This is a genomic window from Agromyces hippuratus (assembly GCF_013410355.1).
Classification (GTDB): domain Bacteria; phylum Actinomycetota; class Actinomycetes; order Actinomycetales; family Microbacteriaceae; genus Agromyces; species Agromyces hippuratus.
In genome coordinates, this window is record NZ_JACCFI010000001.1 from 2,858,709 (window position 1) to 2,876,280 (window position 17,572).

Genomic DNA, 17,572 nt, shown 5'->3' on the forward strand with positions numbered 1-17,572 from the left:
TCCACCTGCAAGGAATTGTCGAATGGAGTCACCGATGACTGAAGAGCGCCGCACGTTCCTGTTCATGCCCGAGAGCGCCTACGGGCCCACGAACAACTGCATCGGCATCGGCGACGAACTGCTCCGCCGCGGCCACCGGGTCGTGTTCGCCGCCGAGCGCTCGTGGGAGGGCAAGCTCACCGCCCTCGGCTTCGAGGAGGACCTCGTCGACCTCGCCCCCGCACCCGAAGAGGTCGTGGAGCAGGACGCCGGGCAGTTCTGGAAGGACTACATCAAGGAGATCTCGCCCGAGTTCCAGAAGACCACCTCCGAGCAGCTCGAGACCGTGGTGCTGCCGATCTGGGAGGCGCTCGTCGACGGGGCGAAGTACTGCGAACCGCAACTGAAGGCGATCATCGAGCGGGTGCAGCCCGATGTCATCATCGAAGACAACGTGCTGAGCTTCCCGGCCCTCGAGACCGCCGGCCGCCCGTTCGTGCGCATCGTCTCGTGCAACCCGCTCGAGGTGCCGGGCGACGGCATCGCGCCCGCCTTCTCGGGTCTGGCCGACGACGACCGCGCCGGCTGGGCCGAGTTCCGCGCCGAGTACGACCGCACGCACCGCGCGCTCTGGCAGTCCTACGACGCCTGGGTGCAGGAGCAGGGTGCCGCGCCGCTGCCCGATCTCGAGTTCATCGGCCATGGCGACGCCAACGTGTACGTCTACCCCGAAGCGCTCGACTACGACGCCGAGCGTCCGCTGCCCGCGGGCTGGCACCGTGTCGACTCCTCGGTGCGCGAGACCGAGACCGAGGTGCCAGAGCTCCCCGCCTCGTTCACCGACGGCTCCCGGCCGCTCGTGTACTTCAGCCTCGGCTCGCTCGGCTCGGCCGACGTCGACCTCATGCGCCGCGTCATCGCCGCGCTCGCCGACCAGCCCGTCAACGTCATCGTCTCGAAGGGCCCGCTGCACGACGAGTTCGAGCTCGCCGACAACATGTGGGGCGCCGAGTTCCTGCCGCAGACGAAGCTCCTGCCGCTCGCCGACCTCGTGATCACGCACGGCGGCAACAACACGACCACCGAGGCGCTGCACTTCGGCAAGCCCATGATCGTGCTGCCCCTCTTCTGGGACCAGTACGACAACGCGCAGCGCGTGCACGAGAAGGGCTTCGGCCTGCGCATCGACCCGTACCGCTTCACGCCCGAAGAGCTCGCGAGCGCCGTGCAGAACCTGCTCGGCGATGCGGAGCTCCGCGAACGCACGGCCGCCGTCGGCGCGGGCATCCGCTCGCGCAGCGGACTCGCGAGCGCCGCCGACGTGATCGAGCGCGTCGCAGTCTCCGAGCACGTGTGAACGCGTCGCATCAGGTGACGGATGCCGCGGCAGCCGCCCTCGCGGGCGCCGCACCGAAGCCGTACTGGATGGATCGGGCCGACGCGCCCGCCCTCGGCGCGCCGCTCAGCGAACGGGTGGAGGCCGACCTCGTCGTCATCGGCGCCGGCTTCACCGGACTGTGGACGGCCTGGCGGGCGCTCGAGCGCGACCCCGGGGCATCCGTCGTCGTGCTCGAGGCCGACCGCGTCGCGCACGGTGCAACCGGGCGCAACGGGGGCTTCGTCGCGAGCTCGCTGACCCACGGCCTCACGCACGGCACCGCGATCTGGCCCGACCAGGTGGGCGCGCTCGCCGAGGAGGGCGATCGCAACCTCGCCGAGCTCGTCGCCACGATCGAGGCCGCGGGCATCGACTGCGACCTGCGCCGCTCGGGCAAGACCACGCTCGCCGTCGAGGAGTGGCAGCTCGCCGGACTCCGCGAGGCGCAGGAGCTCGGCGCGCGGCACGGGGTCGAGCTCGAATTGCAGTCGCGCGACGAAGTGCAGGCCGACGTGCACTCGGCGAGCTACCTCGGCGGTCTCCGCGACCGCACGGGCACCGTGCTCATCGACCCGGCACGGCTCGCGTGGGGGATGGCGGCCGAGCTCCGGCGTCGCGGGGTGCGCATCTTCGAGGCATCCGCTGCCACCGGAATCGAGACGAACGGTGCCGGAGTGCGCGTGCGCACCGCGCTCGGCCACGTCGACGCCCGCCACGCGGTGATCGCGACGGCCGCCTACCCGGCGCCGCTCAAGCGACTCGGCTCGTACATCATGCCGCTCTACGATCACGTGCTCATGACCGAGCCGCTCACGGCCGCCCAGCAGGCCTCGATCGGCTGGGGCGAGGGGCAGGGGCTCACCGACGCGGGCAACCAGTTCCACTACTACCGGCCGACCGCCGACGGGCGCATCCTCTTCGGCGGGTGGGACGCCGTGTACTACCGCGGCGGCAAGGTCGACGCGAGCCTCGAGCAGCGCGACAGCTCGCACGAGCTGCTCGCCCGGCACTTCTTCGAGACGTTCCCGCAGCTCGGCGGGCTGAGGTTCACGCACCGATGGGCGGGTCCGATCGACTCGACCACCCGGTTCACCGCAGCCTACGGCACCGCGCGCGCCGGCCGGGTCGCCTACGCGGTCGGGCACACCGGCCTCGGCGTCGGCGCGTCGCGGTTCTCGGCGGATGTCGCGCTCGACCTGCTCTCGGGCGAGGCGACGTCGCGGCTGCGCTACGACATCGTGCGGCGCCGGCCGTTCCCGATCCCGCCCGAGCCGTTCCGCAATCCCATCATCCAGTTCACCCGGCACTCGATCCTCGCCGCCGACGCGCACGAGGGGCGGCGCAACCTCTGGCTCCGCACCCTCGACCGCTTCGGCCTCGGCTTCAACTCCTGAGCTCCACCTCCCGAGCAGCACCGGCACGCGTCATCCGTCGCGGCCCGAAAGGAACACCATGACCACCGGAACCTTCATCGGCGAGTACCGCCCCGGATCGGGCGGCGACACCGTCATCACGAACCCCGCGACCGAGCAGGAGGTCGCGGCGTTCACCGCCTCGGGCGTCGCCGACGTCGACGAGGCCGCGGCCGCCGCCCGCGCCGCCCAGCCCGAGTGGGCCGCGAAGACCCCGGGGGAGCGCTCGCTCGCCCTGCTCCGCCTCGCCGATGCGCTCGAGGCCGACGCCGAGCACCTCGCGAAGCTCGAGGTCGAGGACTCCGGCAAGCCGTGGACGACCGCCTTCGACGGCGAGCTGCCGTTCGGCATCGACAACCTGCGCTTCTTCGCGGGCGCCGCCCGCTCGCTCGACGGTACGGGCGCCGGAACGCTCTCGAACGGGTACACCTCGATCATGACGCGCCGCCCGGTGGGCGTGGTCGCGGGCATCACCCCCTGGAACTTCCCGCTCATCATGGCGATCTGGAAGGCGGGCCCCGCGCTCGCCGCAGGCAACGCCGTGATCGTGAAGCCCGCGCCGGCGACGCCGCGCACCACGCTGCGCTTCGCTGAACTCGCCCTGCAGGCCGGCCTTCCCGCCGGTCTCTTCAACGTCGTCACCGGCGACGCCGAGGTCGGCCAGGCCCTCGTCACCCACCGCGAGGTCGACATGGTGAGCGTCACCGGCTCGACCCAGACCGGCAAGGCCGTCATGCGCGGCGCCGTCGAGGGCGTCAAGCGCGTGCACCTCGAGCTCGGCGGCAAGGCGCCCGTGATCGTCTTCAAGGACGCCGACCTCGGCGCCATGGCGCACGCCGTCGCCCTCGGCGCGACGTACAACACCGGCCAGGACTGCACCGCGGCGACCCGCGTCTACCTCGAGCGCTCGGTGTACGACGACGGCGTCGCCGCCCTGCGCGCCGCCATCTCGGGCATCGTCGCCGGCGACCCGATGGACGCCGACACCCACATCGGCCCGCTCATCTCGAAGGGCCACCTCGAGCGCGTCTCGGGCTTCGTCTCCCGTGCCGTCGCCGAGGGCGCCGAGGCACTCGCCGGCGGCCACGCGATCGACCGCATCGGCTCGTACTTCGCACCGACCCTGCTCGTCGGCGCCGCGCAGTCGTCGGAGATCGTGCAGGGCGAGGTGTTCGGGCCCGTGCTCGTCGTGCTCCCCTTCGACGGCGAGGCCGAGGGCATCGCACTCGCGAACGACAGCGCCTACGGGCTCGCGTCGTCGGTGTGGACCTCGGATGTCTCGCGCGCCCTGCGCGTCAGCCAGTCGCTCGACGTCGGCGTCACGTGGGTCAACGACCACCTGCCGATCGCGTCGGAGGCGCCGCACGGCGGCGTGAAGGGATCGGGCTTCGGCAAGGACATGTCGATCGAGCCGATGCTCGACTACTCGGTCACGCGCCACCTCATGATCCGGCACGCGCCGCCGCCCGAGACCACTGGCTTCCGCCCGGCCTGACCCCGCCGTCTCGTAGCCGCGCCGCCCCCCGCGCCCGAAATGACGCGAATCGCTCTTCCCGCGCCCTGCCGAGGTCGATCCGCGTCACCTCGGCGGGCGGAATCCGCGTCAGCGGGCGCCGTCGGCCGCGTGGGTCGCTTCCGCGACCGGCAGGGGCAGCTCGTCCTGGTTCGCGGCGAACATCTTCTTCACGATGGGGCGGGCGAGCTTGGAGAGCATCACTTTCGTCATCGCGCGGGACATCAGCGCCTCGAAGCGGTGGGCGGGCACCATGCGCTCGATGCCGCCGCCCATGAGCTTCTTGCCGGCTTCGGCGAAGGGCGCGATGTCGCTCGCGTACTGCCGTGCCGCGGCGGCGGCGTCGCCCGGCGTCTCCGCGATGCGGGCGGCGAGCAGGTAGGCGCCGATGAGCGCGGTCGCGGTGCCCATGCCCGACATCGGCGAGCCGCATGCCGCGGCGTCGCCGATGAGCACGACCCGGCCGTTCGCAGGCTCGGGAACGTCGATGCGCGCGAGCTCGTCGAAGTAGAAGTCGGATGCCGCGGGCATGGCGTCGAGCACAGTGGGGGCGTGCCATCCGGCGCTCTCGAGCGACCGCCGGATGAGCGCCTCCTGCGCGGCCCGGTCGCCGCGGAGCGCGGGGTCGCGGTCGACGCGGAGCGTGATGATCGCCTTGGACGTCGACGGGTCGAAGTCGGGGCGGATGCCGAAGGTCGCGCCCGGCACGAACCGCATCGAGAACCAGCCCGACTCGACATCGGACGGCGTCGGCAGCGTGAAGAACGCCATGTACCCGCCGAGGTACGTCGAGTACTCCTCCTCGGGCCCGAAGGCGAGGCGGCGGGTCGCCGAGTGCACGCCGTCGGCGCCGACGACGAGGTCGAACCGTTCGGCGGGGGCGTGCTCGAAGACGACGTCGACCCCGTCCACGTCCTGCGCGATGGCGGTGATGCGGTCGCCGTAGCGGAGGTCGAGCAGGCCCGGCGCAGCCTCGTCCGCCGCTGCGAGTCGGTCGCGCAGCACCTCGTCGAGGTCGCCGCGGGCGATCTCGATCTCGGCGACCGCGCCCTTGCCGTCGAAGTCCTCCATCGACATGCGGCCGAACACGCGGCCCGCACCGTCGACGTAGGAGAGGCCGAGCTCGTGCAGCAGTCGCGCCCGGATTCCGGGCATGAGGCCCATGCGCTCGGCGACCTCGTGGCTGGCACCGCGGACGTCGACGGCCTGGCCGCCGGGGCGGGGAGCGCCGGCGCGCTCGACGACGGTGGTGCGGATGCCGCTGCGCACGAGCTGCAGCGCGAGTGCGTGCCCGGCGATGCCGCCGCCGGAGATCAGGACGTGCCGGGTGGTGTCGGTGGTGGTCATCGCCGCGCCTTTCGTCGATTCAGACATTTGTCTCATACGTATGTCTAACAACGATTGAGACGAATGTCTAGTACAAATGTCTGAATCGTTCGATACGATCGGTGCATGGGCAATCGTGAAGACCTGCTGGCCGGGGCGCGCCGGGTGATCGTGGAGCGCGGGGTCGCGAAGGCGACCGCACGCGACATCGCGACCGAGGCGGGCGTGAGCCTCGCCGCGATCGGCTATCACTTCGGCTCGAAGGAGCAGCTCATCACCGAGGCGCTCATGGCCTCGCTCGGCGACGGCATCGGCGACGGCATGGAGGCCGTCGTCGGCGAGACTGCGGCGATGCCGATGCTCGACGGCTTCGCCGAACTCTGGAACCGCATGCCCGAGGTGTTCGCAGCGAACCGCGAGCCGCTGCTCGCGAGCCTCGACAACACCGTGCGGGTGCTGCGCGACCCCGAGGCCGCTCGCCACCTCGCCGAGGCGGCGGGGGAGGGCTACCTGGGCATCGCCGAGCAGCTCCGCGCCGCGCGCCCCGAGCTCTCCGACGAGCAGGTCGACGCGGTCGCGAAGCTCGACTTCGCGCTCGTGCAGAGCCTCGGCATCCTGTGGCTGCTCGCCCCTGATCGTCTGCCGAGCGGCGACGACCTCGCCCGCGCGGTCGCCGTCATCGCCGGCGCCGAGGCGCCCGCCGGCGGCGCGGAGGCCGGGCGGTAGTTACTCGACCGCGGCCGCTTGCGTGTGCAGCTCGCACGCCGCGGCGCCGCACGACTCGCACAGCACGAACTCCGCATCGCACGAGGCATCCGTGCAGTTGGCGGTGCGGTTCGTCGCGGTGCCGCAGCGCGCGCACGTGCCGATGACGGCGGCGTGGTCGCTGAAGTCGATCGAGCCGCGCTGGTCGAAGACGTAGAGCGAGCCCTGCCAGAGGCCGTCGTCGCCGAACCGCTCGCCGTAGCGCACGATGCCGCCGTCGAGTTGGTAGACCTCGCCGAAGCCGCGGCTCGTCATGAGGCTCGAGAGCACCTCGCAGCGGATGCCGCCGGTGCAGTAGGTGACGACGGGGCGGCCCTTCAGCTCGTCGTACTTTCCGGAGTCGAGCTCCTCGACGAAGTCGCGGGTCGTCTCGACGTCGGGCACGACGGCGCCCGCGAAGCGGCCGATCGCCGCCTCGAGCGCGTTGCGGCCGTCGAAGAAGACGACGTCGTCACCGCGCTCGGCCACGAGCTCGTGCAGCGCGTCGGGGCTCAGCTTCGTGCCGCCACCGACGACGCCCTGCTCGTCGACGGAGAGCTCGCCGGGCGCGCCGAACGAGACGATCTCATCGCGCACCTTCACGCTGAGCTTCGGGAAGTCGGCGCTCGCGCCGTGCTCGTCGAGGCCGGTGCCGTCGCTCCACTTGAAGTCGATGTGCTTGAAGGCGGGGTACTCGCGGGTCTTGCGCACATAGCGCTTCAGGGCCTTCATCTCGCCGCCGAGCGTGCCGTTCAGCCCGTGCTCAGAGATCAGGATGCGCCCGCGGAGCCCGAGCGACTCGGCGAGGTCGCGCTGCCACAGCCGCACGGCGTCGGGGTCGGCGAGCGGGGTGAAGACGTAGTAGAGGAGGATCTTGGCGAGGGCCACCCCGAGATCATACGGGCGGTTGCTCGGGGTCGCGTGTGAGAGTGCTGGCGCCGTGCCGCAGGCGGGTGAAGGTCAGGCTTGCTTAACTCGTACATTCATATACTGTTTATGTCAGTACTAGTAACGCAACCCACACGAAGGAGCACTCGATGACCGAACTCGCTGCCCGCCGCTTCGACGGCCGCACCGCCATCATCACGGGCGCCGGCTCGGGCATCGGCCGAGCCGCCGCACGCATCCTCGCCGCCGAGGGGGCCACCGTGGTCGCCTCGGACATCGCCGCCGATCGGCTGCAGGAGCTCGCGGTGGAGCTGGGTGCCTTCGACGTGCGCACCGTGGCCGGTGACGTGACCCGTGAACAGACGGTGCGCGAGCTCATCGACGCCGCAGCGGGCAGGGTCGACATCCTCGCCAACATCGCCGGCATCATGGACGGCGTCCTCCCCGCCGACGAGGTCGACGACGCCACCTGGCAGCGGGTGTTCGACATCAACGTCACCGCCGTGCTCCGCACGACGCGCGCCGTGGTTCCGCTCATGCGCGAGCGGGGAGCAGGGGCGATCGTCAACATCGCCTCCGAGGCGTCCTTCCGCGGGTCCGTCGGCGGCGCCGCCTACACGGCGTCGAAGCACGCCGTCGCCGGCCTGACGAAGAGCACGGCGTTCATGTACGGGCCGCAGGGCATCCGCACGAACGCGGTGGCGCCGGGGGCGGTCGTGACCGGACTCGACGTGTCGTGGCGATCCGAGTACGGCGCGGCCCGCACCGGCCCGGTGCTGCAGGCGACGATGTCGGCTCCCACCTCCGCCGAGCAGATCGCGGGCACGGTGGCCTGGCTCGCGAGCGACGAAGCGGCCAACATCAACGGCGTGATCCTCGCCTCGGACGGCGGCTGGTCGGCGGTCTGATCGTCCCGCGAGGTCGGGCCGCCGCTCGGCCGGCGCAGGTCGCTCACGGCCTCGCGCCTAGGCTGGCTGGAGCGGAGCGGAAGGGGCGGCAGTGGCCGACGACACGGTGGGTCCGGAATTGCCGAGGGCGATCGCGCTGGCCTGGGGCGCGGTGCCCTCGCCGCAGCGCGGACCGAAGCGGGAGTTCAGCCTCGAACAGGTGCTCGATGCCGCCGTCATGCTCGCCGATGCCGACGGCATCGACGCCGTGACGATGCCCGCGGTGGCCAAGGCTCTCGGGCTCACGGCGATGTCGCTCTATCGGTACGTGTCGTCGAAGGAGACGCTCCTGCTGCTCCTGCAGGAGCGGGGCATGGGTCTGCCGCCGGAGTCGATCGCCGGGGCCGAGGGGTGGCGGGCCGGGCTCGAGGCGTACGCCGAGGCATCCGGTGCGGTCTACCGGCGCCATCCGTGGATGCTCGACATCCCGATCACGGGCGTCGCGAGTACGCCCAACAACCTCGCGTGGCTCGAAGCCGGGCTCACTGCGCTTGCGGACACCGCATTGTCGCGGCAGGAGCGGGTCGCCGTCGTGCTCCAGGTCAGCGGCCACGCCAGGTTCCGCGCGCTCGTCGAGCGCGGCTACGCGGACCGCGCCGACGACGCGGGGGAGCACCTGTCGGACATCGTGGTCTCCGAAGCGCGCCTGCTCGGCCGGCTCGTCGCCGAGGACCGCTTCCCCGAGCTCCACGCCACGCTCGGCAGCGGCGCGCTCGTCGACCCGGCGTTCGACAACTTCGACTTCGGCCTCGCGCGCCTGCTCGACGGCGTCGCCCACCACCTCGACCCGGCCGCCTGAGGCCGATCGATCCGGAGGCTCGATTCCGATCGGGTAGCGTGTGAGCATCATGCGCCCGATGCCGCTCGAGCCCAACAGTCGCCGCGTCGCGATCGGCTCCCGCCTGCGCGCGGCCAGGCAGGCGCAGCAGCTCACGATCGACGAGGTCGCCCGCGTCACGGGTCTCACGAAGGGGTTCCTCTCGCGCGTCGAGCGCGACATGACCTCGCCGAGCGTCTCGTCGCTCATCACCCTCTGCGACGTGCTCTCGATCTCGGTCGGCTCGCTGTTCGAGGCGCCCGACGTGCAGTTCGTGCCGGCCGGCACCGGCCCGCGCATCAACCTCGGCGGCGTCGACACCGAGGAGCGGCTGCTCTCGGCGCGCGGCGAGTCCAAGGTGCAGGTGATCCGTTCGGTGATCCAGCCGGGCGGTCACGGCGGCGACGAGCTCTACGCGGTCGCGGCCGAGGTCGACGTGCTGCACGTGCTGTCCGGCACGATGCAGGTGCGGTTCTCCGATCAGGACTGGGAGCTCGGCCCCGGCGACAGCCTGACCTTCAACGGCCACGAACCGCACAGCTGGCGGGCCGTCGGCGACGCAGGCGCCGAGGTCATCTGGGTGCTCGCACCCGCGCTCTGGAGCGCCTGACGCCGATTCGCAGGGCTCGTCCGTGACGCGAGGCCCGGCTCGCCCATGAGGTGAGCGGATGCCGCGCGCCCGCGACATCCGCTCACGATCCGCTTGACGCGCCCTCGCGACGGCGCTATCTTGTCATCCAGTCCTAGATGCCTAGGAAGAAACAAAAGATTCCCGCCAAGCAACAAGGAGGTTGCGAGATGACGCAGCCGATCGGTCCCGTCGACAGCTCCAAGACGCCGCGCTACGCCGGCCCCGCGGGGTTCGCGCGCCTGCCCCGGCTCGATCAGGTCGAGCACGCGGACATCGTCGTGGCGGGTGTGCCGTTCGACAGCGGCGTCTCCTATCGCTCCGGGGCGCGGTTCGGGCCGACGCACATCCGCGAGGCCTCGCGCCTGCTGCGTCCCTACAACCCGGCGCTCGACGTCTCGCCCTTCGAGGTCGCCCAGGTCGCCGACGCCGGCGACATCGCGGTGAACCCCTTCAACATCGGCGAGGCGATCGACTCGATCCAGGCCGCCGCGCTCGAGCTCACCGAGGGCGGCACCCGCCTCGTGACCCTCGGCGGCGACCACACGATCGCGCTCCCGCTGCTCCGCGCCGCGGCCGAGCGTCACGGCCCGGTCGCGCTCCTCCACTTCGACGCGCATCTCGACACGTGGGACACGTACTTCGGCGCCGAGTACACGCACGGCACGCCGTTCCGCCGGGCCTTCGAAGAGGGCATCATCGACACCGAGGCGCTCAGCCACGTCGGCACCCGCGGCCCGCTCTACGGCAAGAAGGACCTCGACGACGACCGGCGCTTCGGCTTCGGCATCGTCACGAGCGCCGACGTCTACCGCCAGGGCGTCGACGAGGTCGTCGCGAAGCTCCGCGACCGCATCGGCGACCGCCCCCTCTACATCTCCATCGACGTCGACGTGATGGACCCGGCGCACGCTCCCGGCACCGGCACCCCCGAGGCAGGCGGCATCACGAGCCGCGAGCTCCTCGAGATCCTGCGCGGCTTCGTCGGGCTGAACCTCATCGGCGCCGATGTCGTCGAGGTCTCGCCGCCCTACGACCATGCCGAGATCACGGGCGTCGCCGCATCGCACCTCGGCTACGACCTCGTCTCACTGCTCGCCCTCCGCCACGAGGCATCCGCTCATGCCTGAGTCGAGCACCGAATCCGAGACCGGCGCGCACGGCGCAACCGGAGCGCACCTCCGCAACGGCGGCGACGTCGTCGTCGAGACGCTCGAGGCGCTCGGCGTCTCCCACGTCTTCGGCATCCCGGGTCAGCACGCGCTCGGCCTCTTCGACGCGATCCGCCGCAGCGACCTCGAGTTCGTGAGCTCGCGCGTCGAGAACAACTCGGCGTTCGGCGCCGACGGGTACGCGCGCGCCACCGGCGAGGTCGGCGTGCTGTTCCTCTCCACGGGCCCGGGCGCGCTCACCGCGCTCGGCGCCCTGCAGGAGGCGTACGCCACTGGCGTGCCGCTGCTCGTGATCACGAGCCAGGTGCCGCGCCGCGGCCTCGGCGGCACCCGCAAGGGCCTGCTGCACCAACTCGACGACCAGCAGCGCAGCGCGCAGAACGTGACGAAGAGCACCGCCGTCGTCCGCGAGGCCGCGCACATCCCGTCGGCGCTCGCCGATGCATGGGCGCTCGCCCAGGCGGCTCCGGCCGGTCCCACCTGGGTCGAGATCCCCGAGGACGTGCTGCTCGAGGCGACGCACGTGCCGCCCGTCCGCTCGGCGGTCACCTCGATCGCCGAGCGGATGCCTCGGGCCGAACTCATCGACGAGGCGGCCGCGCTCCTCGCCGGGGCGCGCCTGCCCGTGATCCTCGCGGGGGGCGGCGTGCGCCGCTCCGAGGGCGGCCGCGCGGCGTTGCGCCGTCTCGCCGAGGCGCTCGACGCCCCGGTCGTCTCGACCGTCGGCGGCAAGGGCGCCATCGCCTTCGACCACCCGCTCTCCGCGGCATCCTGGATCGAAGATCAGCACACGACCGCGCTCCTCGAGGAGGCCGACGTGCTGCTCGCCGTCGGCACCTCGATCGGCGAGGTCACGAGCAACTACTTCACGTTCGCGCCGCGCGGCCGGCTCATCCAGGTCGATGCCGAGCCGCGCGTGCTCGAGTCCAACTACCCGGGCCTCGGCATTCACGCCGACGCCGCGCTCGCCCTCTCGGCCATCGCCGATCGGCTGCCGGCGCGACCGGCGGATGCCCCGGCGCGCGGCGCCGACATCGCCGCCCGTCTCCGGAGCGACGTCGAGGCGCGCCTCGCCGCGCAGGACCTCGGCCCGGAGCTCTCGCTCATGGCCGACCTTCGGGCAGCGGTGCCCGCCGACGCCCACACCTTCTGGGATATGACGATCGCGGGCTACTGGGCGTGGTCGGCATGGGACCCGAAGCAGGGTGAGTTCCACTCCGCGCAGGGGTCGGGCGGCCTCGGCTTCGCGTTCCCCGCGGCCCTCGCAGCGTCGATCGGCTCGGGCCGTCGCACGCTCGCGGTCTCGGGCGACGGCGGGGCGATGTACTCCATCGCAGAACTCGCCACGGCCCGCCAGCACGACGCCGACGTGACCTGGCTCATCATCGACGACGGGGGCTACGGCATCCTCCGCGAGTACATGACGGAGGAGTTCGGGCAGGCCACCGCCACCGAGCTCGCCCGTCCCGACTTCGCAGCCCTCGCACGCTCATTCGGCGTGACGGCCCACGAGTCGACCCTCGAAGACGTGGGCGCGACCATCGCCCGCACCTTCACCGAGCCCGGCCCCGCCGTCGTGGTCGTGCCGGCGCTGTTGCGCATGTTCGCGGCGACGCACGTTCGCTGACGCGAACCCCGCCCGGCGCGGCGCCCACCCGCGGCGCCCGACTGGAACGCCCCCTGAAACACCCGACCCAATACCCGACCGAACCCTGACGCAAAGGATCCAACGATGGATATCGCGATCATCATCATCTACCTCGGAGCGATGCTGCTCTTCGGCTGGTGGGGCAAGAGCCGCACCAAGAACTCGGCCGACTTCCTCGTCGCCGGCCGCCGCCTCGGCCCCGGCCTCTACACCGGCACGATGGCCGCGGTCGTGCTCGGCGGCGCCTCCACCGTCGGCGGCGTGGGCCTCGGCTACAAGTACGGCATCTCGGGCATGTGGCTCGTCGTCTCGATCGCCGTCGGCCTCTTCCTGCTCAGCATCCTGTTCGCCTCGCGCATCCAGAAGCTGAAGGTGTACACCGTCGCCCAGATGCTGAAGCTCCGCTACGGCATGAACGCCACGAGTTCCTCGGGCATCGTGATGATGGCCTACACGCTCATGCTCTCGGTGACGTCGACCATCGCGTACGCGACGATCTTCAACGTGCTCTTCGGCACCGATCGCACGATCTCGGTGATCATCGGCGGCGGCATCGTCATGCTGTACTCGTCGATCGGCGGCATGTGGTCGATCACGCTCACCGACATGGTGCAGTTCGTGCTGAAGACGATCGGCGTGTTCTTCCTGCTGCTGCCGTTCGCGTGGTTCAACGCCGGCGGCTACGAGGGCATCGTCGACCGCCTCGGTGCAGCCGCGTTCGACCTCGGCGCGATCGGCGTCGACACGATCATCACCTTCTTCGTGATCTACACCTTCGGCATGCTGATCGGCCAGGACATCTGGCAGCGCGTGTTCACCGCGCGCTCGCCGAAGGTCGCCAAGTGGGGCGGCACGGCTGCGGCGGTGTACTGCCTGCTCTACGGCGTCGCCGGTGCCGTCATCGGGATGTCGGCCGCGGCGTTCCTGCCCGGCATCGAGGCGAGCGACGACGTCTACGCCGCGATCACGCAGCAGATCCTGCCGGTCGGCCTCAGCGGCATCGTGCTCGCGGCGGCCGTCGCCGCGATGATGTCGACCGCCTCGGGGGCGCTCATCGCGACCGCGACGGTGGCCCGCGCCGACGTCATGCCGCTCGTCAAGCGGCTCTTCGGTCGCAGCGCAGCGGATGCCGCGGCCAACGCCAACCCCGAGCACGATGTGCGCTCGAACCGCCTGTACGTGATGGTGCTCGGCATCGCCGTGATCATCGTGGCGGCCCTGCTGAACGACGTGGTCGCGGCGCTCACCGTCGCCTACGACATCCTCGTCGGCGGCCTGCTCGTGGCCATCCTCGGCGGATTCGTCTGGAAGCGCGCGACCGGTGCCGGAGCACTCTGGTCGATGGGCGTGGGAACGGTCGTCACCCTCGGCACGATGGCGATCATGGGCAACGTGCTCGCGAACGAGCCGATCTACTTCGGCCTCGCCGCAAGCCTGCTCGTCTACATCGTCGTCAGCCTGCTCACGCCGAGGACCCCGGCCTCGGTGCTGAAGATCTGGAACGACCGCCTCGCCGGCCGCTACGAGGACGAGGTGGCCGACACCGACGCCGACGTCGTCGCAGCGACGGCGACGGATGCCGCGGCACCGGTCGCGTCGCCGGTCGTTGCGCCGGGCGCGACCCGGCCCGCGGCCGAGTAGGCCGCACGGAGTGGGCCGCGGCCCCGCCGCACGGAGTGGGCCGCGAGGCGGCCGTATCGAGATCTCGTGGGGGCGAGCTCGGTACGGCGCCCTCGCGGCCCACTCGCTGATCCGACCTGGAACGCTCGCGCCTTCGGATCGCTCACTCTCGCGTATGCCAGTTCCCTTCAGCGCCCGCACGGATGCCGCCATGATCGACGAGCGCGGCCGTGAATGGACGACCCCCGATCTGACCTGGAACGCTTGCGCCTTCGGATCGCTCACGCTCTCGCGTATGCCAGTTCCCCTTCAGCGATGAGGGGGAACTGGCATACCGAATCAGACGACATCGGTCGGCGCCTGCGCCGGCGTGTGGAGGCAGGCCAGCCAGCCCGTCAGTCGCGATCCTCTGACGCAGACGGCTCGTCGAACCAGCCATGGCGGCGGCCGCGCTGCCCGCGGTGGCCGGCGCGGTGCGCGCGCGGCTTCCGCACTGGTGGCGCCAGTCGCGCCGGGAACTGCGGTGCACGCCCGACGCCGGTGCCGTAGCGCTGTTCCCATAGGGCGAAAAGCTCGCCGACGGCGTCATCGAGTCGCGCGAGGTACTCGCCGTTCACGACGTACAGCCGCGACTGCGGCAGGCCCCGGTCGGGTGCGACGCTGACGACACCTTCGTCTCGCAGGATCCGAAGATGATGCGAGACGGCCGATCGGGAGATCGAGAACTCCTGTGCGATGACGTCGTTCAGGACGCCCACCGGGTGCTCGCCGACCGCGAGCACCTCGATGATCCTCCGGCGAACCGGCTCGGCGACGATCTCGAACGCGTGCATCATCGCGGCAGCGTACCGAGCGAGCGGCAGGCCGTCCTCGCCTTGTCCACAGGCGCGTCAGGCGGCAGACGCGACGAGGGCGCGCTCAGTGCTTGTTGCCGCTGAGCGCGAGCACCCCGCCGAGGCCGATCATCATGACGCCGCCCGTCGCCGAGAGGTGCTCGAGGCGCTTGGGGGAGCGGGCGAACCATCCGCGCGCGGCGCTCGCGGCGAGTGCCCACACCGAGTCGCACAGCAGGGCGAGCACGATGAACACGAGGCCGAGCTCGAAGAGCTGCAGCGGGATCGACCCCGCCGAGAACGACACGAACTGCGGCAGCACGGCCACGAAGAACGCGATGGTCTTGGGGTTCGTGACGCCGACGATGAACCCCTCGCCGAGCTGTCGCCAGTGCGAGCGCGGCGCGGCCTTGCCGTCGACGGATGCCGCGGCATCCGCTCGGTGCCTGATGGCCTGCACCCCGAGGTAGACGAGGTAGGCGGCGCCCGCGAACTTGATGATCGTGAAGAGCACGACCGACTGGGCGACGATCGCGCCGACGCCGAGCGCGACGGCCGCGACGAGCGGCACCATGCCGAGCGCGTTGCCGACCACGCTGAGCAGCCCGCCGAGCCGGCCGAGCGCGAGCGAGCGCCCGATCACGAACAGCACGCTCGGACCGGGGATGACGATGAGCACGACCGACGCGACGACGAATGCCCAGAGGTTCTCCAGGGGGACCATCCCCGCATGCTACCCGCACGCTCCCCGCACGCGCGGCGGGATGCGGCTACGGTGGCACTCGTGAGCGACCACATCTCCGCGAGCGTCGCCGACGGTGTCGGCCACGTCACGCTCGACCGTCCGCAGGCGCTGAACGCCCTGAGCTACGAGATGATCCGCGAACTCGCCGCGATCTTCGAGCTCTGGCGGACCGACTCCGAGGTCGGCGTCGTCGTGCTCGACGGCGCGGGGGAGCGCGGCTTCTGCGCCGGCGGCGACATCCGCGAGCTCTACACGTACGCCTCGAACGACGACCACGCCGAAGCCCGGGAGTTCTTCCGCGCGGAGTACCGGCTCGACGCGATGATCGCGCGCTACCCCAAGCCCGTCGTGGCGCTCATGGACGGCATCACGATGGGCGGCGGCATCGGCCTCGCCGGCCACGCCTCGATCCGCATCGTCACCGAGCGATCGCGCATCGCGATGCCCGAGACCCGCATCGGCTTCACCCCGGATGTCGGCGGCAGCTGGCTGCTCGCGAAGGCCCCGGGCGAGCTCGGCGTGCACCTCGCGCTGAACTCCCGCACGATGGACGCGGCCGATGCGATCCACGCCGGATTCGCCGACTTCTTCGTGCCGTCGGAGCGGCTGCCGCACGTCATCCAGGCGCTCGCCGAGCGGGCCGATCCCGGCACCCCGGCCGAGATCGTCATGCTCTTCGACGAGACGCCCGGCCCGTCGGCGCTCGCCCTCGCGCGCGACTGGGTCGACGCCTGCTACTCCGCGCCCACCGTCGCCGAGGTCATCGAGCGTCTGCGCGCCTTCGCCGAGGGTCGAGCGACCGAGCCCACGGAGAACGTCTCGTCGAGTTCGTTCCCGCAGCATCCGCTCGACCCCGGCGCGACCGCCTACGCGGCCGCCGCCGCCGACGAGCTCGAGACCCTCTCGCCGACGGCGCTCACCGTGACGCTCGAGGCCGTGCGCCGAGCCCGCACGCTGCGGAGCCTCGAGGACGCCCTCGAGCAGGAGTTCCGCCTCGTCTCGTGGTTCATCGAGCAGCACGACCTGCGCGAGGGCATCCGCGCCCAGGTCATCGACAAGGACCGCAACCCCCGTTGGAACCCGTCGACGCTCGACGCCGTCGAACCAGGGCTCGCGGCGCTCGTGCTCGACGACGCACGCTTCGAACCGGTCTGGCCTGCGTAGCGTTTGTATACACCAAGCGTTGACTAGGCGAGAGTTTGCACGTTCCTCCATCACAGCGTATACATAAGTGAGGAGGTGGGCATGAGAGCCAGCGAACGCGCGTATCGGGAACTCCGCGAGGAGATCCTCGACGGCGTGCTCGCGCCGGGCACCGCGCTCGCCGAGGTCGAACAGGCGAACCGGCTCGGCGTCTCCCGCACCCCGGTGCGCGAAGCCCTCGCCCGACTCGAGGCCGACGGACTCGCGACCGCGGCCTCCGCCCGGCTGCTGCAGGTGAGCGAACTCTCGCCCGCGAGCATCATCGCGCTCTACGAACTGCGCGAGGCGCTCGAGGAGCAGGCGGCCAGGCTCGCGGCCACCCGGCGCGACCCGGCGCGGTTCACCGAGCTCCACGACCGGCTCGCCGCAGCGCCCGAGCTGCTCGACGGCGGCGACGAGGGCCTGCGCACCTATTACGACACCGTCGACGCGCTCGACGAGGAGATCGACGCCGCGACTGCGAACCCGATGCTCGTCGCAGCGCTCCGCAGCGCGCGCCTGCACTCCGCGCGGGTGCGGCGACTGGCCCGTCACAATCCCGAGCGCCTCCGCGCCGCGGCATCCGAGCACCTCCTGATCGTCGAGGCGATCATCGCCGGCGACGCCTCGCTCGCCGCCCACGCCAGCCACGTGCACCTGCACATGAGTCTTCGTCACGCACTCGCATCCATCGAGTCTCGTCAGCCCGACGGGCACCGCGTAGCCTGACCGATGGAACA

Annotated in this window: 16 protein-coding genes; 12 read left to right on the top strand and 4 right to left on the bottom strand. The window is 71.3% G+C overall.

What is annotated here, in order from left to right; all coding sequences use genetic code 11:
• The first annotated feature begins 34 nt into the window (after positions 1 to 34).
• The 3 genes from BJY17_RS13365 to BJY17_RS13375 are packed head-to-tail and all read left to right on the top strand — an operon-like array spanning position 35 to position 4,264.
• Positions 35 to 1,336 (top strand): glycosyltransferase, encoded by a 1,302-nt coding sequence (locus BJY17_RS13365; RefSeq protein WP_179551785.1) that lies wholly within the window; start codon positions 35 to 37, stop codon positions 1,334 to 1,336.
• Positions 1,333 to 2,751: an NAD(P)/FAD-dependent oxidoreductase gene (locus BJY17_RS13370; RefSeq protein WP_322789835.1), complete on the top strand. Its 1,419-nt coding sequence runs from the start codon at positions 1,333 to 1,335 to the stop codon at positions 2,749 to 2,751. The genes BJY17_RS13365 and BJY17_RS13370 overlap by 4 nt, the downstream gene beginning before the upstream one ends.
• 58 nt (positions 2,752 to 2,809) lie before the next feature.
• Positions 2,810 to 4,264, top strand: coding sequence for an aminobutyraldehyde dehydrogenase (locus tag BJY17_RS13375; protein ID WP_179551786.1), 1,455 nt, complete (start codon positions 2,810 to 2,812; stop codon positions 4,262 to 4,264).
• 108 nt (positions 4,265 to 4,372) lie between these two features.
• Here the strand turns inward: BJY17_RS13375 and BJY17_RS13380 are convergent, their stop codons facing one another.
• Positions 4,373 to 5,629: an FAD-dependent monooxygenase gene (locus BJY17_RS13380; RefSeq protein ID WP_179551787.1), complete on the bottom strand. Its 1,257-nt coding sequence runs from the start codon at positions 5,627 to 5,629 to the stop codon at positions 4,373 to 4,375.
• 105 nt (positions 5,630 to 5,734) lie between these two features.
• Here BJY17_RS13380 and BJY17_RS13385 point away from each other — a divergent pair, with 105 nt between their 5' ends.
• On the top strand, positions 5,735 to 6,334 hold the full coding sequence (locus BJY17_RS13385) for a TetR/AcrR family transcriptional regulator (RefSeq protein WP_179551788.1): 600 nt from the start codon (positions 5,735 to 5,737) through the stop codon (positions 6,332 to 6,334).
• Here BJY17_RS13385 and trhO read toward each other — a convergent pair whose 3' ends face one another.
• Positions 6,335 to 7,240 carry an oxygen-dependent tRNA uridine(34) hydroxylase TrhO gene (trhO, locus tag BJY17_RS13390; protein ID WP_179551789.1) on the bottom strand — a complete coding sequence of 302 codons (906 nt, stop codon included), beginning with the start codon at positions 7,238 to 7,240 and terminating at the stop codon, positions 6,335 to 6,337.
• A 149-nt stretch (positions 7,241 to 7,389) separates the two neighbouring features.
• On the opposite strand from trhO, the gene BJY17_RS13395 reads away from it, so the two are divergent.
• The 6 genes from BJY17_RS13395 (at position 7,390) to BJY17_RS13420 (ending at position 14,093) form a co-directional block, all read left to right on the top strand.
• Positions 7,390 to 8,148, top strand: coding sequence for an SDR family NAD(P)-dependent oxidoreductase (locus BJY17_RS13395; protein ID WP_179551790.1), 759 nt, complete (start codon positions 7,390 to 7,392; stop codon positions 8,146 to 8,148).
• A 91-nt stretch (positions 8,149 to 8,239) separates the two neighbouring features.
• The gene (locus BJY17_RS13400; RefSeq protein WP_179551791.1) at positions 8,240 to 8,986 is read left to right on the top strand and encodes a TetR/AcrR family transcriptional regulator; all 747 of its coding nucleotides are present in this window, start codon (positions 8,240 to 8,242) and stop codon (positions 8,984 to 8,986) included.
• 49 nt (positions 8,987 to 9,035) lie between these two features.
• The gene (locus tag BJY17_RS13405; protein ID WP_179551792.1) at positions 9,036 to 9,614 is read left to right on the top strand and encodes a helix-turn-helix domain-containing protein; all 579 of its coding nucleotides are present in this window, start codon (positions 9,036 to 9,038) and stop codon (positions 9,612 to 9,614) included.
• A 188-nt stretch (positions 9,615 to 9,802) separates the two neighbouring features.
• Positions 9,803 to 10,762 carry an agmatinase gene (gene speB, locus BJY17_RS13410; protein ID WP_179551793.1) on the top strand — a complete coding sequence of 320 codons (960 nt, stop codon included), beginning with the start codon at positions 9,803 to 9,805 and terminating at the stop codon, positions 10,760 to 10,762.
• The gene (locus BJY17_RS13415; protein WP_179551794.1) at positions 10,755 to 12,431 is read left to right on the top strand and encodes a thiamine pyrophosphate-binding protein; all 1,677 of its coding nucleotides are present in this window, start codon (positions 10,755 to 10,757) and stop codon (positions 12,429 to 12,431) included. Before speB ends, BJY17_RS13415 begins: the two co-directional genes overlap by 8 nt.
• 105 nt (positions 12,432 to 12,536) lie before the next feature.
• On the top strand, positions 12,537 to 14,093 hold the full coding sequence (locus tag BJY17_RS13420) for a sodium:solute symporter (protein WP_179551795.1): 1,557 nt from the start codon (positions 12,537 to 12,539) through the stop codon (positions 14,091 to 14,093).
• A gap of 374 nt (positions 14,094 to 14,467) precedes the next feature.
• On the opposite strand, the gene BJY17_RS13425 is transcribed toward BJY17_RS13420, so the two are convergent.
• Both BJY17_RS13425 and BJY17_RS13430 read right to left on the bottom strand, forming a co-directional pair.
• Positions 14,468 to 14,908, bottom strand: a complete 441-nt coding sequence (locus BJY17_RS13425) for an ArsR/SmtB family transcription factor (RefSeq protein WP_179551796.1) — start codon at positions 14,906 to 14,908, stop codon at positions 14,468 to 14,470.
• A gap of 82 nt (positions 14,909 to 14,990) precedes the next feature.
• Positions 14,991 to 15,629 carry a LysE family translocator gene (locus tag BJY17_RS13430; protein ID WP_179551797.1) on the bottom strand — a complete coding sequence of 213 codons (639 nt, stop codon included), beginning with the start codon at positions 15,627 to 15,629 and terminating at the stop codon, positions 14,991 to 14,993.
• Positions 15,630 to 15,689: 60 nt separating this feature from the next.
• Here BJY17_RS13430 and BJY17_RS13435 point away from each other — a divergent pair, with 60 nt between their 5' ends.
• Both BJY17_RS13435 and BJY17_RS13440 read left to right on the top strand, forming a co-directional pair.
• Entirely contained in the window at positions 15,690 to 16,814 is a 1,125-nt protein-coding gene (locus BJY17_RS13435) for an enoyl-CoA hydratase/isomerase family protein (RefSeq protein ID WP_322789836.1), read from the top strand.
• Positions 16,815 to 16,895: 81 nt separating this feature from the next.
• On the top strand, positions 16,896 to 17,561 hold the full coding sequence (locus tag BJY17_RS13440) for a GntR family transcriptional regulator (protein ID WP_179551799.1): 666 nt from the start codon (positions 16,896 to 16,898) through the stop codon (positions 17,559 to 17,561).
• The last annotated feature ends 11 nt before the right edge of the window (positions 17,562 to 17,572 follow it).

What these genes read in the sequence shown, in the direction of transcription:
- BJY17_RS13405 (WP_179551792.1), top strand. Translation starts at nt 9,036, where the DNA reads ATGCGCCCGATGCCGCTCGAGCCCAACAGTCGCCGCGTCGCGATCGGC.
- BJY17_RS13425 (WP_179551796.1), bottom strand. Translation starts at nt 14,908, where the DNA reads ATGATGCACGCGTTCGAGATCGTCGCCGAGCCGGTTCGCCGGAGGATC.
- BJY17_RS13385 (WP_179551788.1), top strand. Translation starts at nt 5,735, where the DNA reads ATGGGCAATCGTGAAGACCTGCTGGCCGGGGCGCGCCGGGTGATCGTG.
- BJY17_RS13440 (WP_179551799.1), top strand. Translation starts at nt 16,896, where the DNA reads ATGAGAGCCAGCGAACGCGCGTATCGGGAACTCCGCGAGGAGATCCTC.
- speB (WP_179551793.1), top strand. Translation starts at nt 9,803, where the DNA reads ATGACGCAGCCGATCGGTCCCGTCGACAGCTCCAAGACGCCGCGCTAC.
- BJY17_RS13415 (WP_179551794.1), top strand. Translation starts at nt 10,755, where the DNA reads ATGCCTGAGTCGAGCACCGAATCCGAGACCGGCGCGCACGGCGCAACC.
- BJY17_RS13380 (WP_179551787.1), bottom strand. Translation starts at nt 5,629, where the DNA reads ATGACCACCACCGACACCACCCGGCACGTCCTGATCTCCGGCGGCGGC.
- BJY17_RS13420 (WP_179551795.1), top strand. Translation starts at nt 12,537, where the DNA reads ATGGATATCGCGATCATCATCATCTACCTCGGAGCGATGCTGCTCTTC.
- BJY17_RS13365 (WP_179551785.1), top strand. Translation starts at nt 35, where the DNA reads ATGACTGAAGAGCGCCGCACGTTCCTGTTCATGCCCGAGAGCGCCTAC.
- BJY17_RS13395 (WP_179551790.1), top strand. Translation starts at nt 7,390, where the DNA reads ATGACCGAACTCGCTGCCCGCCGCTTCGACGGCCGCACCGCCATCATC.
- BJY17_RS13430 (WP_179551797.1), bottom strand. Translation starts at nt 15,629, where the DNA reads ATGGTCCCCCTGGAGAACCTCTGGGCATTCGTCGTCGCGTCGGTCGTG.
- BJY17_RS13375 (WP_179551786.1), top strand. Translation starts at nt 2,810, where the DNA reads ATGACCACCGGAACCTTCATCGGCGAGTACCGCCCCGGATCGGGCGGC.